The sequence below is a fragment of the Streptomyces sp. NBC_00690 genome, assembly GCF_036226685.1.
Classification (GTDB): domain Bacteria; phylum Actinomycetota; class Actinomycetes; order Streptomycetales; family Streptomycetaceae; genus Streptomyces.
The window spans coordinates 2,377,460-2,392,804 of record NZ_CP109009.1; the positions used below are offsets into that span (position 1 = coordinate 2,377,460).

The 15,345-nt window shown below is 71.1% G+C and carries 16 protein-coding genes; 5 read left to right on the plus strand and 11 right to left on the minus strand.

All coding sequences use genetic code 11. The features are described from left to right. Nucleotides 1–51: 51 nt before the first annotated feature. The 4 genes from OID54_RS10495 to OID54_RS10510 all read left to right on the plus strand — a co-directional run bounded on the left by OID54_RS10495 (nt 52) and on the right by OID54_RS10510 (nt 4,602). Complete coding sequence (locus OID54_RS10495; protein ID WP_329017286.1) at nt 52–1,554, plus strand: ADP-ribosylglycohydrolase family protein; 1,503 nt, start codon at nt 52–54, stop codon at nt 1,552–1,554. Continuing rightward, nucleotides 1,551–2,438 (plus strand): ribokinase, encoded by an 888-nt coding sequence (gene rbsK, locus OID54_RS10500; protein ID WP_329017290.1) that lies wholly within the window; start codon nt 1,551–1,553, stop codon nt 2,436–2,438. Before OID54_RS10495 ends, rbsK begins: the two co-directional genes overlap by 4 nt. Beyond that, the gene (locus tag OID54_RS10505; protein WP_329017292.1) at nt 2,435–3,643 is read left to right on the plus strand and encodes a CaiB/BaiF CoA transferase family protein; all 1,209 of its coding nucleotides are present in this window, start codon (nt 2,435–2,437) and stop codon (nt 3,641–3,643) included. The genes rbsK and OID54_RS10505 overlap by 4 nt, the downstream gene beginning before the upstream one ends. A gap of 140 nt (nt 3,644–3,783) precedes the next feature. Then, on the plus strand, nt 3,784–4,602 hold the full coding sequence (locus tag OID54_RS10510; RefSeq protein ID WP_329017294.1) for an HpcH/HpaI aldolase/citrate lyase family protein: 819 nt from the start codon (nt 3,784–3,786) through the stop codon (nt 4,600–4,602). Nucleotides 4,603–4,729: 127 nt separating this feature from the next. Here OID54_RS10510 and lgt read toward each other — a convergent pair whose 3' ends face one another. The 11 genes from lgt to hisI all read right to left on the minus strand — a co-directional run bounded on the left by lgt (nt 4,730) and on the right by hisI (nt 14,512). Continuing rightward, nucleotides 4,730–5,845, minus strand: a complete 1,116-nt coding sequence (lgt, locus tag OID54_RS10515; RefSeq protein ID WP_329017297.1) for a prolipoprotein diacylglyceryl transferase — start codon at nt 5,843–5,845, stop codon at nt 4,730–4,732. A 302-nt stretch (nt 5,846–6,147) separates the two neighbouring features. Continuing rightward, nucleotides 6,148–6,981: a DsbA family protein gene (locus OID54_RS10520; RefSeq protein ID WP_329017300.1), complete on the minus strand. Its 834-nt coding sequence runs from the start codon at nt 6,979–6,981 to the stop codon at nt 6,148–6,150. 86 nt (nt 6,982–7,067) lie between these two features. Next, a complete protein-coding gene (gene trpA / locus OID54_RS10525; RefSeq protein WP_329017302.1) occupies nt 7,068–7,892 on the minus strand; it encodes a tryptophan synthase subunit alpha in 825 nt (274 codons plus the stop codon). Further along, complete coding sequence (gene trpB, locus OID54_RS10530; RefSeq protein WP_329017305.1) at nt 7,889–9,160, minus strand: tryptophan synthase subunit beta; 1,272 nt, start codon at nt 9,158–9,160, stop codon at nt 7,889–7,891. The genes trpA and trpB overlap by 4 nt, the downstream gene beginning before the upstream one ends. A 573-nt stretch (nt 9,161–9,733) precedes the next feature. Further along, nucleotides 9,734–9,934: a tryptophan biosynthesis modulator TrpM gene (gene trpM / locus OID54_RS10535; protein ID WP_329017308.1), complete on the minus strand. Its 201-nt coding sequence runs from the start codon at nt 9,932–9,934 to the stop codon at nt 9,734–9,736. Nucleotides 9,935–9,942: 8 nt separating this feature from the next. After that, nucleotides 9,943–10,752, minus strand: a complete 810-nt coding sequence (gene trpC, locus OID54_RS10540; protein ID WP_329017310.1) for an indole-3-glycerol phosphate synthase TrpC — start codon at nt 10,750–10,752, stop codon at nt 9,943–9,945. A 148-nt stretch (nt 10,753–10,900) separates the two neighbouring features. Beyond that, complete coding sequence (locus OID54_RS10545) at nt 10,901–11,341, minus strand: DUF2752 domain-containing protein (RefSeq protein ID WP_329017314.1); 441 nt, start codon at nt 11,339–11,341, stop codon at nt 10,901–10,903. Nucleotides 11,342–11,528: 187 nt separating this feature from the next. Continuing rightward, nucleotides 11,529–11,807: an HGxxPAAW family protein gene (locus OID54_RS10550; RefSeq protein WP_329017317.1), complete on the minus strand. Its 279-nt coding sequence runs from the start codon at nt 11,805–11,807 to the stop codon at nt 11,529–11,531. Nucleotides 11,808–11,956: 149 nt separating this feature from the next. Next, nucleotides 11,957–12,601 (minus strand): TIGR02234 family membrane protein, encoded by a 645-nt coding sequence (locus OID54_RS10555; protein WP_329017320.1) that lies wholly within the window; start codon nt 12,599–12,601, stop codon nt 11,957–11,959. 25 nt (nt 12,602–12,626) lie between these two features. Continuing rightward, the gene (locus tag OID54_RS10560; RefSeq protein WP_329017323.1) at nt 12,627–14,126 is read right to left on the minus strand and encodes an anthranilate synthase component I; all 1,500 of its coding nucleotides are present in this window, start codon (nt 14,124–14,126) and stop codon (nt 12,627–12,629) included. 11 nt (nt 14,127–14,137) lie between these two features. After that, a complete protein-coding gene (gene hisI / locus OID54_RS10565; protein ID WP_383538581.1) occupies nt 14,138–14,512 on the minus strand; it encodes a phosphoribosyl-AMP cyclohydrolase in 375 nt (124 codons plus the stop codon). 74 nt (nt 14,513–14,586) lie between these two features. Between hisI and OID54_RS10570 the strand changes: the two genes are divergently transcribed. Beyond that, nucleotides 14,587–15,228 carry a TIGR03085 family metal-binding protein gene (locus tag OID54_RS10570; protein ID WP_329017328.1) on the plus strand — a complete coding sequence of 214 codons (642 nt, stop codon included), beginning with the start codon at nt 14,587–14,589 and terminating at the stop codon, nt 15,226–15,228. Nucleotides 15,229–15,345 lie beyond the last annotated feature (117 nt).

The window sequence follows — 15,345 nt, forward strand, 5'->3', positions numbered from 1 at the left end:
AACCCTCATGGGGGTCGGACAGCTTCGGGCCGGGACGGCGACCGGCAGCGTATGGACACCTCTCGTACGGACACACCGGGTACGGACACACCGGGTACGGACACCTCTCGTACGGACACCACGCGTTCTGCCGAACTGCGCTTCACCTGGGTACAGCCCGAGGACCTCATCGGCCATGAGCTGCGGCAGGCATCGGAGGACGGCCGGGACGCGCGGGCCATCGCCGCCCGCTGGCACCTCGCGGGCGGAGCCGCACCTCCACCCACCGCGGGAGCGTCCGCGTCACCCGCTCCCACCGAACTGCGCGCCCTCGCGCTGCGCCTCCTCGACGAGTTGGCGGACCTGCCTGCGCCCCTGGCGACGACCGAGCCGACCGAGCTGCACGCCATCCGTGCCCTCTGCCCCGACTGGCCCGCGCCCCCCGAACGAGGCTCGCCAGCCCCGGTCGACGGCGTCCATCCATTCGGTTCACCGTCGCCGTTCGAGAGCGCACCGGCACCACACCTCCAGGCCCTCCACGCGGCCTGGCTCGGCCGGGCGGCCGGCTGTCTGCTGGGCAAGCCGGTCGAAAAGCTCCCGCTGGCCGCGATCCGCGCCATCGGTCGCGCAACCGACAACTGGCCCCTGAACAACTGGTTCACCGCACGGGGCCTACCGACCGAACTGGGCCGCGCCCACCCGTGGAACCGACGCTCCGCAGCCACCTCGCTCGCCGAGAACATCGACGGGATGCCCGAGGACGACGACCTCAACTACCCGCTGCTCAACCTGCTGCTGCTCCAGCGGTACGGGCGCGACTTCCGCACGGACGACGTGGCCCGGCTCTGGCTCGACGAACTGCCCGCAGGGCGCACCTTCACCGCGGAGCGCATCGCCCTGCGCAATCTCCTCTTCGGTCTCGAACCCCCGCTCTGCGCCCGCCACCGCAACCCCTTCCGGGAGTGGATCGGGGCCGCCATCCGGGCGGACGTCCACGGCTGGACCAACCCCGGCGACCCGGGCGCAGCAGCCGCCCAGGCTCAACGGGACGCCGCACTCACCCACACCGGGAGCGGTGTCCACAGCGCCATGTTCATCGCCGCCGCCATCGCGGCGGCTGCCGAGCCCGCCGTCGACGTCCACCGAGCCCTGTCCATCGGCCTCAGCGTCGTACCCCCCGCCTCCCGGCTGGCCCGCGCGGTCCGCGAAGCCATCGACATCGCCCGCCAGGAAGCGGACTTCGACTCCGTCGTCGACCATCTGCACACCGCCCATGACGGCTACCACTGGGTCCATGCGATCCCCAATGCCGCACTGCTCGCCGCCGCCCTGACCCATGCCGACGGGGACTTCGCCGGATCCATCTGCCGTGCGGTCAGCGGAGGATGGGACACCGACTCCAACGGTGCGACCGCAGGTTCCCTCGCGGGGCTGCTCGCCCGACGGCCCGAAGCGCTTCCGCAGCGGTGGACCGCACCCCTGAAGAACCGCCTCTCCACGTCCATCGGCGCGTTCGACGGCATCGGCTTCGACGCGCTCGCCCACCTCACCCACCAGGAGGCGCTCCGCCCATGACCGGCATCGCAGTGCTCGGCAGCACCAACATGGACCTGGTGGCCTACGTCGCCCGCGCACCGAAGCTCGGGGAGACCGTCACCGGGCGGGAGTTCCGCACCGTCCCCGGGGGCAAGGGCGCCAATCAGGCCGTCGCCGCCGCACGAGCGGGCGGTGAAGTCACCATCATGGGCGCGGTCGGCTCGGACGCCTTCGGCGACCAGCTACGACAGACCCTGATCTCCTCCGGGGTCGACATCGATCTGCTGCGCACGGCCGACGGCCCGTCCGGCACCGCCCACATCGTCGTCGACGACGACGGCGGCAACGCCATCGTCGTCGTGCCGGGCGCCAATGGCACGGTCACCGCGCTCGCCCCCGGTGACGAAACCCTGATCGCTACCGCCGATCTGCTCCTCCTCCAACTCGAACTCCCGCTGAGCGCCGTACTCGACGGGGCACGCGCGGCCCGTCGACACGGCGTACGGACCGTTTTGACCCCGGCGCCCGCCCAGCCGCTCTCCGACGAACTCCTGTCCGCCGTCGACCTCCTGGTGCCCAACGAGCACGAGGCCGCGACGCTCACCGGCACCGCCGACCCCCATCAGGCGGCGGTCGAACTGCTGCGCAAAGTGCCGGAGGTCGTGATCACCCTCGGCGCGGCCGGCAGTCTCCACGCAAGCCGTGACACCGAGCCCTTCACCGTCTTCGCTCCCGAGGTGACGGCGGTGGACACCACCGGAGCGGGCGACACCTTCGTCGGCACCCTCGCCGTCGCCCTCGGCGAGCGGCGGCCCATGGCCGAAGCCCTGCGCTGGGCCTCCGCAGCCGCCGCCCTCTGCGTCCAGCGCCATGGCGCATCCACCTCCATGCCGTACCGCTCGGAGATCGACAACGCCTCATGACTGAGCCATCGCACACCCCCCACGCACCCCTGCACGGGATGCGCGTCCTCGATCTGGCCACCCTCTTCGCCGGACCTCTCGCCGCCACCATGCTGGGCGACTTCGGCGCCGAAGTGATCAAAGTGGAGCATCCCCTGCGCCCCGACCCGTCCCGCGGCCACGGCCCGGCCAAGGACGGCATCGGCCTGTGGTGGAAGGTACTGGGCCGCAACAAGCGCACGATCACTCTCGATCTGTCCGCCCCCGGTGGACGCGACACCCTGCTCAAACTCGCCACCACCGCCGATGTGGTCATCGAGAACTTCCGCCCGGGCACCTTGGAGCGATGGGGCCTCGGCTGGCCCGAGTTGAGCTCGGCCAATCCGCGTCTGGTGCTGGCGCGCGTCACGGCGTTCGGACAACATGGCCCCTACTCCCACCGGCCCGGGTTCGGCACGCTCGCCGAAGCGATGAGCGGCTTCGCCGCCATCACGGGCGAGCCCGACGGCCCTCCGACCCTGCCCCCCTTCGGTCTCGCCGACTCGATCGCCGCACTCGCCACGGCCTACGCCGTACTGACGGCCCTCACCGCGCGCCACACCACCGAGCGCGGACAGATGGTCGACATGGCGATCATCGAACCGATCCTGACCGTCCTCGGCCCCCAGCCGCTCTGGTACGACCAACTCGGCTATGTCCAGCCCCGCACGGGCAACCGCTCGCGGAACAACGCCCCGCGCAACACCTATCGAACGGCTGACGGGCACTGGGTCGCCGTCTCCACCTCGGCACAGTCCATCGCCGAGCGGGTGATGCGGCTGGTGGGCCGCCCCGATCTGGTCGACGAGCCCTGGTTCACCACCGGGGCCGGGCGCGCCGACCACTGCGACGTACTCGACGAGGCCGTCGGCCACTGGATCGGGCGGCGGACCCGCGCCGAGGCCCTGACCGCCTTCGAGAAGGCGGAAGCAGCCATCGCCCCCGTCTACGACGTCCGCGATGTGATGGACGATCCCCAGTTCCGGGCGTTGGAGAGCATCACCGAGGTGCCCGATCCGGACCTGGGCCCCATCCGTATGCAGAACGTCCTCTTCCGACTGTCCGAGACGCCCGGAGCTATCCGATGGGCGGGGCGCGCCCATGGATCGGACACGGAGGCAGTACTGACCGAACTGGGTCTGACCGCTGCCGACATCACCGCACTACGCACCCAGGGAGCCGTATGACCCCTCCCGAGATCCCCCAGATCCCTCAAACATCTCAGGCGTCCCAGACATCCCAGGACCCTCAAATCTCTCAGGTCCCCCGAGTCCCTCAGGTTCTCGCGAACCCTCTGACACCGCCGCTCCCCCCGAAGCCCCCGCCCATGATCCCCCTGACCTATCTCTATGTCCCCGGCGACCGCCCGCGCGTCGTCGCCAAGGCCCTGGTGTCCGGCGCCGACGCCGTGATCATCGACCTTGAGGACGCGGTGGCCCCCGACCGCAAGGACTACGCCCTCACCGCCACCGCCGAACTGCTCGCAACGCCCCAACCGCTGCCCGTGCACGTACGCGTCAACTCCCCCCGATCCAGGCTCACCCAGCAGGCAGTGGAGGCACTCACCGCGCTGCCCGGCCTCGCCGCCCTCCGTGTTCCCAAGGTCGCACACGCCACTGACATCCGACGGATCGCCCGACTCGCCCCCGGTGTCCCGCTCCATCCCCTGCTGGAGACGGCCCTCGCGATCGAGCACGCGTACACCATCGCCACCGCAGACCCCGCGGTCCACGGCATCTCCCTCGGGGAGGCCGACCTCCGCGCCGACCTCGGCGTTCGGGACGGCGCCGCACTCGACTGGCCGCGGAGCCGCATCGTCGTCGCCGCCCGCGCCGCCGACCTGCCGCCCCCACCGCAGTCCGTCTTCCCCGACATTCGGGACCTGGACGCGCTGTACGCGTCCTGCGCCCACGGCCGGGCGCTCGGCTTCCTCGGTCGGGCCGCCATCCACCCCCGCCAGCTGCACGTCATCGAGCGCGCCTTCCGCCCCACCCAGCGGGAGATCGAAGCTGCCGAGGAGGTCATCACCGCGGCGGCCACCGACGAGGGAGCGCTCGCGCTGCCCGACGGCCGTTTCGTCGATGCCGCCATCGTGGCCGCGGCCCGCCGCACCCTGTCCATCGCACGCCGGGCGAACACCTTCTGATCCCCGGTCGCGCACCGCCCCGGAAATGACACGAGGCCGCCGGATGACCTTTCGGTCTCCGACGGCCTCGTCGTCCAGCTCCCCCTAAAACGGGCGGTACGGAGCCGGTACGCACCTGGTGCGCGGGTCAGCCCTTCTTGGCCGATCCCGCATCGGCGACCGCGCCATCGGCATCAGCCGCGCCTGACTGCACACCGCCAGCGGACGGGCCGGAGTCGTCGGACCCGCCAGACCCGTCGGAGCCGCCCTTGGCAGCCTCGGAGGGTTCGGCGCCCGTCGTGCCGGCCTTCTCGCCCTGGTCAGCCTTCACACTCTGGTCAGCCTTTTCGGCCTTTTCGGCCTTCTCAGCCTTCGGGCTCTTCTCGGAGGCGGCGGCCTTCTCAGCGGGCTCGCCGGCTGCCGAAGTCCCACCGGTCGTCCCGGTCGCATCCCGATCGGGCTCCACGATCTCCTCGCGCCCCGGCCGGATCCGCGCCGAGACGACGATGTACACCACGGCCAGCACGAAGACGACGATCGAGGTCCAGACGTTGAGCCGCAGGCCCAGCACCTCGTGTGCCTCGTCCACCCGCATGTACTCGATCCAGGCACGGCCCGCGCAGTAGGCGGCGACGTAGAGGGCGAAGGCCCGGCCGTGGCCCAGCTTGAAGCGCCGGTCCGCCCAGATCACCAGCAGTGCGACCCCGATGCACCACAGGGACTCGTAGAGGAACGTCGGGTGGTAGGTGCCGGCCTCGCGGTTCACACCCTCGCTGATCTTGAGCGCCCAGGGCAGGTCCGTCGGCTTGCCGTACAGCTCCTGGTTGAACCAGTTCCCCCAGCGGCCGATGGCCTGGGCGATGACGATGGCGGGTGCCATGGCGTCGGCCCAGGCCGGCAGGGGAATGCCACGGCGGCGGCACCCGATCCAGGCACCGACCGCGCCGAGGGCGATGGCCCCCCAGATCCCGAGGCCGCCCTGCCAGATCTTGAAGGCGTCGACCCAGTTCTCGCCCTCGCTGAAGTACAGCTGGTAGTCGGTGATCACATGGTAGAGCCGTCCGCCGACCAGGCCGAAGGGCACCGCCCAGACGGCGATGTCGGCCACCGTGCCGGCCTTTCCGCCCCGGGCGATCCATCGCTTGTTGCCGTACCAGACGGCTACGAAGACACCGAGGATGATGCAGAGCGCATAGCCGCGCAGCGGGAGGGGTCCGAGTTGGAGCACTCCGGTCGACGGGCTGGGAATGTAGGCAAGTTCCATGGCAGCTCCGACGCTACCCTGCCGCACGGCGCAGACGGCAACCCGGACGGGCAACGTCTGCATAACGAGCCGCCCGGCGGAACGGCCTCCACCGGGGCGCCGGTGTGCTCACGGCGCCCGGTGGGCCCGGACGGGCAGGAGCCCGGGCGCCGCAGGGCCCCGGAGGCCGGTGGTCGTCACCCATCGGGTCAAGGTGGAGGAGCGCCCGATCGACTCCCCGGCCCCATCAGAAGCGACGGCCACCAGCGGCGGGCCGAGGACAAGGGCGAGCCGGCTCAGCCCCTGCCCTCGGCTGACCCGCCTCAGGGGGCTTCGGGTGCGGGTGCGGGTCGTTCGGTGCCCCGCTCCTTGCCCTTGTTCGCCTCGGCGACCCACTTCTTCAAATTGGCGACCGAGATCTGCTGGCCGGCCTTGTCCGGGAAGATCGACTCGCCGTTCAGCAGCACCGTCGGCGTGCCGCGGAAGCCACCGTTCACAAAGGCGGTGTTCGACTTCTGGACCCAGGAGTCGTGCTTTCCGTCCTGTACGCAGCTACGGAACCCAGGGGTGTCCAGCCCCTTCACCTTGCCGGCCAACTCGATCAGCTTGTCATTGCTCCCGAAGGCGTCGTCCGGCTCCGGAGGCTGGTTCTGGAAGAGCACATCGTGGTACGGGACGAACGAACCCGCGTCCTGGGCGCACGCGACGGCGTTCGCCGCCCGCAGCGAGCCCGTGCCGCCCATGTTCCCGTCGATGATCGTGGCCAGGTTGTACTCGACCTTGAGCTGGCCCGACTCCTCCAGCTCATGGATGGTCTTGCGGAAGTAGTTCTCGAACTGCGCGCAGACCGGGCAGCGGAAGTCCTCCCAGATCGTGAGGGTGGAGGGGGCGTCGACCGCGCCCACGGGGATCGCGAGCTGCTCTTTGCCCGCCACCCCGGAGGGGGCCAGCAGCGGCCCCGCCTGACTGGAGCCGTCCTTGTCCTTGCCGGCATTGGCCGCGATCACGCCGACCACGGCGGCCAGGGCGAGGATCGCGACCACGGCGGAGGACACGATGAGCACCCGTCGGCGCTTGTCGCGCACCTTCTCCCGCTCGCGTTCCTGCTGGAGCCGCTCCCGCGCGGTCCCTTTCGGTGCCTGATTCTTCTCGTTCACATCCCGCAAACGAACCGGGGAGGCACCTGCGCGCCTCCCCGGTCCTGGTTCCACCCGTACGAGCGACGACGTACGAGCGGACTGTCCTAGGCGCCGGCGCGCCCCTTGCGGACGCCGGCCGCCAGTTCGCCGGCCAGATCGCGCACGGCGGCCAGCCCCGCGGCGCTGTCCCGGGCTTCCAGGAGCAGCTTCACAAACGCCGAGCCGACGATCACACCATCCGCGAAGGAGGCGACCTCCGCGGCCTGGACCGCGTTGGACACCCCCAGACCGACGCAGACGGGGAGCGAGGTGGTGGCCTTGGTGCGCTGGACCAGATCCTGGGCCTGGGCTCCCACCGACTCGCGCGTGCCTGTGACGCCCATCAGCGACGCCGCGTACACAAAGCCGGAACCGGCCTCGGTGATGCGGGCGATCCGAGCATCCCTACTGCTCGGGGCGACTACGAAGACCGTGGCGAGCTCGTGCTTGTCGGCGTGCTCGCGCCACACCGTGGACTCCTCGACCGGGAGGTCGGGCAGGATGCACCCGGCTCCGCCCGCTTCGGCGAGTTCGCTGGTGAACCGCTCGATGCCGTACCGGTCGATCGGGTTCCAGTAGGTCATCACCAGTACCGGCTTGCCCGTGGCTGCATGGGCCTCACGGACGGTACGCAGTACATCGGCGATCTTGACTCCGCCGCGCAGCGCGATGTCGTCCGCGGTCTGGATGATCGGCCCGTCGAGCACGGGATCGCTGTGCGGCAACCCCACCTCCACGATGTCGGCGCCGCCGTCGAGGACCGCCTTGATGGCCTCGATGCCACCGTCGACCGTGGGGAACCCGGCCGGAAGGTAGGCGATGAGCGCGGCCCGGTCCTCGGACGCGGCTCGGGCGATGGTGTCCGTCAACAGCGTTCTGTTCCCGCTCACCGGGCGGCCTCCCCTGCTTCTGATGCCTCTGCCGATCCTGCTTCTGCGTCGTACAGCCCGAAGTAGCGGGCGGCGGTGTCCATGTCCTTGTCGCCCCGGCCGGAGAGGTTGATCAGGATCAGCCCCTCCGGGCCCACCTCACGACCGACCTCCAGCGCACCGGCCAGCGCGTGCGCGGACTCGATCGCCGGGATGATCCCCTCGGTGCGGGAGAGCAGCCGCAGGGCCTCCATCGCCTGGGCGTCGGTGACCGCCCGGTACTCCGCCCGGCCGATGTCCTTGAGGTAGGAGTGCTCGGGGCCGATGCCCGGGTAGTCCAGACCGGCGGAGATCGAGTACGGCTCCGTGATCTGGCCCTCGTCGTCCTGGAGGACGTACGAGCGCGAACCGTGGAGAATGCCCGGCTCGCCCGCGGTCAGGGTGGCCGCGTGCTCGCCCGTCTCCACTCCGTGGCCGCCGGGCTCACAGCCCACGAGCCGTACGGACTCATCGGGGATGAAGGCGTGGAACAGCCCGATCGCGTTGGAGCCGCCGCCGACGCAGGCGACGGCCGCGTCCGGGAGACGGCCCGTGCGCTCCAGGATCTGCCGGCGCGCTTCGACCCCGATGACCCGGTGGAAGTCGCGGACCATGGCCGGGAAGGGATGGGGGCCGGCGACGGTGCCGAAGAGGTAGTGGGTGTGGTCGACATTGGCGACCCAGTCGCGGAACGCCTCGTTGATGGCGTCCTTGAGGGTCCTGCTGCCGGACTTCACCGGGATGACCTCGGCGCCGAGCATCCGCATCCGGGCGACGTTGAGTGCCTGGCGCTCGGTGTCGATCTCGCCCATGTAGATCGTGCAGTCCAGGCCGAACAGGGCGCAGGCGGTGGCCGTGGCGACACCGTGCTGACCGGCGCCGGTCTCGGCGATGACGCGCGTCTTGCCCATGCGTCGGGTGAGCAGCGCCTGCCCGAGCACGTTGTTGATCTTGTGCGAGCCGGTGTGGTTCAGGTCCTCCCGCTTGAGGAAGACCCGGGCGCCGCCCGCGTGCTCGGCGAACCGCGGGACCTCGGTCAACGAGCTGGGCCGGCCGGTGTAGTTGACCAGGAGGTCATCGAGTTCGGCGGAGAAGGCCGGATCGACCTTGGCCTTGTCGTACTCGACGGCGACCTCGTCCACCGCGGCGACGAGCGCTTCGGGGATGAACTTGCCGCCGTAGGCACCGAAGTAGCCCGCGGCGCTCGGAACCTGACCCTCGGGGTCCGGAATGAAGAAGTCAGAAGACATCCGACGTACTCCTCAGAATGGGGTGTGAGCCCCTGATGTCTGGTGTTCACAGGACACGTTGGTGCGCACTGGGCGGCCGTTCGCCGCCGCCCGGTGCACGAGAGGGCCGATCCCTCACGGGGTCGGCCGGATGCTGGGCCCGCCAGGACTACGAGCATCAAGCGCCGCTCGCTGCCCGGTCGCACCCGGCAGCGCTCGATCGCCCCTTGTCGCGTTCGATGGCGTTCGAGCGCGCCCTGGGGGATGGAGCCTCCGCCGTCTGCTGTCCGGGCTCCCGACCGTTCCCGGTGTCCGGGGCGGATCGCCTGCTTCGGCGATCGTCCTCGGCCGGTGCAGCCCTGGTCGTGTGGCGCACGGGTCGGGCAACGCCGGAAACGACGTCGCCGCCCGTGGCGGTGGACCTGCCTCCGCGCCTGTGGGACAGCACGGCAGCCGGGCAGCCGGAACGGTCAGCGCTGGAGCCGCGGCCCGTACCCTGCCCGCGGTCGGCGGGACATCGGCTCATGACCGATGGCCGACCGCACGCGATCAGCTGGGGCACGGGTCAACCGGCCGTACGGCCGGTTGACGGGCCTAGCTCAGCGGCGCACCTGGCCGGATGCGCCATCGCATCCCGTTGACCTGGCCGGGCTCGGAACCGATGACATAGCGCACCCGGCGCCCGTGCACCCGGCGCGCCGGGGCGCGGCAACCGCGAGGGCGGCAGCCGCGGGCCAGGCGGGCGTAGGCATCGGCGCCCGTCAGGAGCGCCGGGCGGGTGGGTGCGCCGGTCATGGGTGGGGTCAGCTCCGTCCGTGCCGCAGTGCCGGGTGGGCCCCGGCGGCGACCAGATCGGCGACAGCAGTGCGCGGGTCGCGCCCGGTGACCAGGGACTCCCCCACCAATACGGCGTCGGCGCCCGCATTGGCGTAGGCGATCAGGTCGTGCGGACCGCGCACACCAGACTCGGCGATCTTGACGATATGGGCGGGGATCTCGTCCACGACCCGCTCGAAGGTGGACCGGTCCACCTTGAGCGTCTTGAGGTTGCGGGCGTTCACCCCGATGATCCGGGCGCCGGCCTCGACCGCACGCTCGACCTCTTCCTCGTCGTGGACCTCCACGAGCGGGGTGAGCCCGATCGACTCGGCCCGCTCGATCAGCGAGACCAGGGCCTCCTGCTCCAGGGCGGCCACGATCAGCAGGACCAGATCCGCGCCGTAGGCCCTGGCTTCCCAGAGCTGGTAGGCGGTGACGATGAAGTCCTTGCGCAGGACGGGGACGTCGACCCGGGCCCGGACGGCTTCCAGGTCGGCGAGGGAACCGCCGAAGCGGCGCTCCTCGGTCAGTACGGAGATGACGGCAGCGCCACCGGACTGGTAGTCGGCCGCGAGCGCAGCAGGGTCGGCAATGGCCGCCAGCGCACCCTTGGAGGGGCTGGAGCGCTTGACCTCGCAGATGACCTGGACGCCCTCGCCGCGCAGGGCCGCGACGCCGTCCTTGGCTGCCGGAGCCTTGGCCGCGCGCTCCTTGAGCTCGTCGAGGCTGACGCGTGCCTGCCGCTCCGCGAGGTCGGCGCGTACGCCTTCGATGATCTCGTCGAGCACACTCACCCGAGCGGCCCCCTTCCGGGACGTTGATGGTCAAGGATCAGCCATGTCGATGGTATCCGCAGGAGGCCCTCGGGCTCGCATCCGGGCGCCGCCTGTCCCACTGGATGGGACTCGGCATACCGTCCGACCAGCCTGGGGACGTCCTCGTTCACGGGGCCAGCACAGAGCCGAAGGGCAGATTCCGGATCACCGTGAAGAGCAGCACGACCGTGCCGATCGACCACCACCACACGGGTCGGAGCGCAAATTTCACCGGCCGATCCCGTACGGCGTGAATCAGCCAAACCGTCCAGACGACCGCGAAGACGAGATAGCCGACGACCGCCACGGCGTTGGCTCCCAGCGCTGCCGGAAGGTCGCCGTGGATGAAGGAGTAGGCACTGCGCAACCCTCCGCAACCGGGGCAGAACAGGCCGGAGAGGCTCAGGAGGGGACAGACCGGGTAGTGGCCGGGTTCATGGGGGTCGACGGTGCCGACGTAAGCGAAGGCCGCGGCGACGGCGGTGATCGTCCCGAGGGGGGCGGCCAGCCGTCGCACGAGCGGGACGGGCGGTCCGGGCGCGGGCCCCGGGGAGACGGGAGAGGTCATGGCGTCCACCGTCCGATTCTCTCCAGGAGCACCGAGGGGCGCATCGCTACGGCATCGGTCGGGTGCCGCGTGTCGGAACTCGCACGATGGGGGCGGTCGAGCCGGCGACCGGTTGCCGTGGGGTGGGCGAAGGCCCTGCACACGATCCGCGCAGGGCCTTGCGTCCGGGAAGCCGCGTGCAGCGGACTCAGACGGCGGTGTCAGCGGTGGCGGGCGACTTGGAGCGGGCCACCAGCGTGGCGCGCTCACGGGCGGCCACCCGGTCGGCGGACTCCTTCGGCATGCCCATCCCGGCGGCCTTCATCGCAACGCCGACGACGCCGCCCAGGGCGACGATCGCCAGGCCGCCCCAGAAACCGAGGGGATTCGCAGCGACCATGAAGACGCCGGAGACGCAGAAACCCAAGAAGGCGATGCTGACGCCGGTCCAGGCGGCCAGGGTGTGTCCGTGGGCGGTGCCCGACATGAGTTGCTCCTCGTTGCTGGTGTCCTGGGGTGGGCGCCCGACGGCGCCACCACGGTGAACTGCTGCTCTGTGGGTGAGCCGGACGCTCGCGGCCCATTGTCCCGTACGCCGTGCACGGACGACGCAGGGGGTCACCCGTGCGCCGTCGATCAGGTGGGGTCCTCGCCGCGGTCGAGGGCCTTCCACAACTCCTCGGGGCGATCGGGGTCCGCGGGGGGCTTGGCCGCCCGTGGGGTCGCCTCGCGCTCGTACCGTCCCGACATGGAGGGCCACTGCCGACCGTAGCGAAGGGCGAGCACCCCGGCGAGGAGGATCAGCACTCCCGCGGCCGTGGTGACGAAGGGCCAGGCGGTGTGGGTGAGGGCGTTGATGGTGGCGGACGCGTTGCCGGTGGTGCGGGCGGCCTCCGCATCGAGCGCCGAGCTGTCGTAGGCGCCGCGGAAGGCGGCGAGGGCCGCGCCCGCACCGCTGAGGGCGAGCACGGCCGCGACGAGCACGCGGCCCGCCCGGCGAACGGCGAAGACGGCGACCAGCGCGGCCAGCCCGACGACGGCGAGGGCGGCCGGCACTCCGGTGACGTCCCTGCCCTCGGCGTCGAGTGCGAGGGTGCCACCGCCGACCTCTGCCGTGCCTTCGGCCCAGGTCTGACCGGAGGTGATCAGGACGACGGTGGCGCCGATGGCACCGAGCAACAGGGCCAGGACGAGGGTGCGGCGCCCGTTGTCCGCCGTGGAGGAGGAGTTGGCGGACCGGGCGCGGGGCTGGGGTACGGGTACAGCGCTCACACACCCCACTATCCCTCATGACCCGAAGGTCCGTTCAGCCGGTGGCCCTCCGGCCGTTCAGCCGGTTGGCCGTGTGCACGGCACGCAGCACGGCAGCCGCCTTGTTGCGGCACTCCGTGTCCTCGGCCACCGGGTCCGAATCGGCCACCACACCCGCGCCGGCCTGCACATACGCGGTCCCGTCCCGCAGCAGGGCGGTACGGATGGCGATGGCCGTGTCGGAGTCCCCCGCGAAGTCGAGATAGCCGACGCACCCGCCGTATAGACCGCGCCTGGACGGCTCCAACTCATCGATGATCTGCATCGCCCTGGGCTTCGGCGCCCCCGAGAGGGTGCCGGCCGGGAAGCAGGCCGTGAGGACGTCGAAGGCGGTGTTGCCGGCGGCGACCTTGCCGGTCACCGTGGACACGATGTGCATCACGTGCGAGTACCGCTCGATGGACATGAAGTCGACGACCTCGACACTGCCCGGCTCACAGACGCGGCCCAGGTCGTTGCGGCCGAGGTCCACGAGCATCAGGTGCTCGGCGCGCTCCTTGGGGTCGGCGAGCAGTTCGTCGGCGAGCGCCTGGTCCTCCTGCGGAGTGGCGCCGCGCGGGCGGGTGCCGGCGATCGGGTGGAGCATGGCATGCCCGTCCTCGACCTTGACCAGGGCCTCCGGGCTGGAGCCGACGACGTCGAAGCCCTCGAACCGGATCAGATACATGTACGGGCTCGGATTGGTGGCGCGCAGCACCCGGTAGACGTCGAGCGCGCTGGCCGTACAGGGGGTCTCGAACCGCTGCGAAGGGACCACCTGGAACGCCTCACCGGCCCGGATGCGCTCCTTGATGTCCTCCACCGCGTCCTGGTAGTCCTTGCCGCCCCACTCGGCGGTGAAGACGGGCAGTTCGGACGGCGGCAGGGCGGCGGGTACGGAGGCGAGGGGGCGGGCGAGGTCGCGTTCCATCGCGTCGAGTCGGGCCACGGCGTCGGCGTGCGCCTCGTCGACCCCGGTGTCGAGGTCGTTGTGGTTGATCGCGTTGGCGATCAGCAGGACGGTGCCGTCCCAGTGGTCGAGCACGGCGAGGTCCGAGGTGAGCAGCATGGTCAGCTCGGGAAGCTTGAGGTCGTCCCGCTCGCCCGGGCCGATCTTCTCCAGCCGCCGGACGATGTCGTAGCCGAGGTAGCCGACCATGCCACCGGTGAACGGGGGCATCGCGGCGGCCAGGTCGTGCGGGGTGTGCAAGGTCTCCACGGTGGCCCGCAGGGTGGCGAGGGGGTCGCCCGTCACCGGGACGCCGACCGGTGGGGTGCCGAGCCAGTGCGTCTGTCCGTCACGCTCGGTGAGGGTGGCGGCGCTGCGGACGCCCACGAAGGAGTACCGGGACCAGGACCGCCCGTTCTCTGCGGACTCCAGCAGGAAGGTGCCGGGGCGCTCGGCGGCGAGCTTGCGGTACAGCCCGACCGGGGTGTCACCGTCGGCGAGGAGGCGGCGGTGGACGGGAATGACGCGGCGGTCGGCGGCGAGCTTGCGGAAGGTCTCCAGATCCATGGCGCCCGACCCTACTGGGCGAGCGGGAGCGGGCCCGCGTCGAAGCAGGTGCGGTCCCCGGTGTGACAGGCGGCGCCCACCTGGTCGACCTTGACGAGGATCGTGTCGGCGTCGCAGTCGAGGGCGACGGACTTGACGTGCTGTACGTGACCTGAGGTGTCGCCCTTGACCCAGTACTCCTGGCGACTGCGGGACCAGTAGGTGCACCGGCCCGTGGTGAGGGTGCGGTGCAGGGCCTCGTCATCCATCCAGCCGAGCATCAGCACCTCGCCCGTGTCGTACTGCTGGGCGATGGCTGGCACCAGTCCGTCGGCACCGCGCTTGAGGCGGGCGGCGATGGCGGGATCGAGGGGGCTGGCGGGAACACTGCTGGTCATGCCGTCCATTGTGCCGGGTGTCGGGGGTGTGGCGGGAGGGCGTCCATTGGGCGGACCCGGAGCACTCGCCGTACGCTGGCGATATGTCGACCCATGCGAAGCGTGAACGACTCCTCCTCGCCGATCTGTTGGAGTCCTCCGGCCCGGCTGCTGCAACCCTCTGCGGGGACTGGACGACCAGGGACCTGGCGGCGCACGTGGTGGTGCGCGAGCGGCGGGCCGATGCCGCGGGCGGAATCCTGCTGGGCGCCCTCAAGCCGCGGCTGGAACGGGTGCAGGCGGAGTTCGCGGAGAAGCCGTACGAGGAACTGATCCAGCTGATCCGGACGGGACCGCCACGGCTGTCGCCGTATGCGATCAAGCAGGTGGACGAGGCGGCGAACACGGTGGAGTTCTTCGTCCATGCGGAGGACGTGCGGCGGGCCCAGCCGGACTGGACCCCCCGGCCCCTTGACCGTGTCTTCGAGGACGCCCTGTGGGCGCGGTTGGAGCGGGCGGCGAAGGTGCTGGGGCGGAAGGCTCCCCAGGGGCTGGTGCTGCGCCGTCCCGACGGTCAGACGGCGGTCGCGCGCCGGGGCGCCCCGGTGGTCACGGTGACCGGCGAGCCCGGGGAGCTGACGCTCTTCGCCTTCGGTCGCCAGGAGGTGGCGCAGGTGGATCTGGAGGGCGAGAAGGAGGCGGTGGAGCGCGTCCGCTCGGCCCCGCTGGGTTTGCCGGGGGCCTGACGGCCGCAATGGTGACGCGGGCCGGCCGGTCGACGCGTCGATCGACCGACCCGGTCTGAGCCCCGGCCCTGCCTCTGCCCCTGGCAGATGTGCGTACGGGGGAGGGCACGGGCGGTG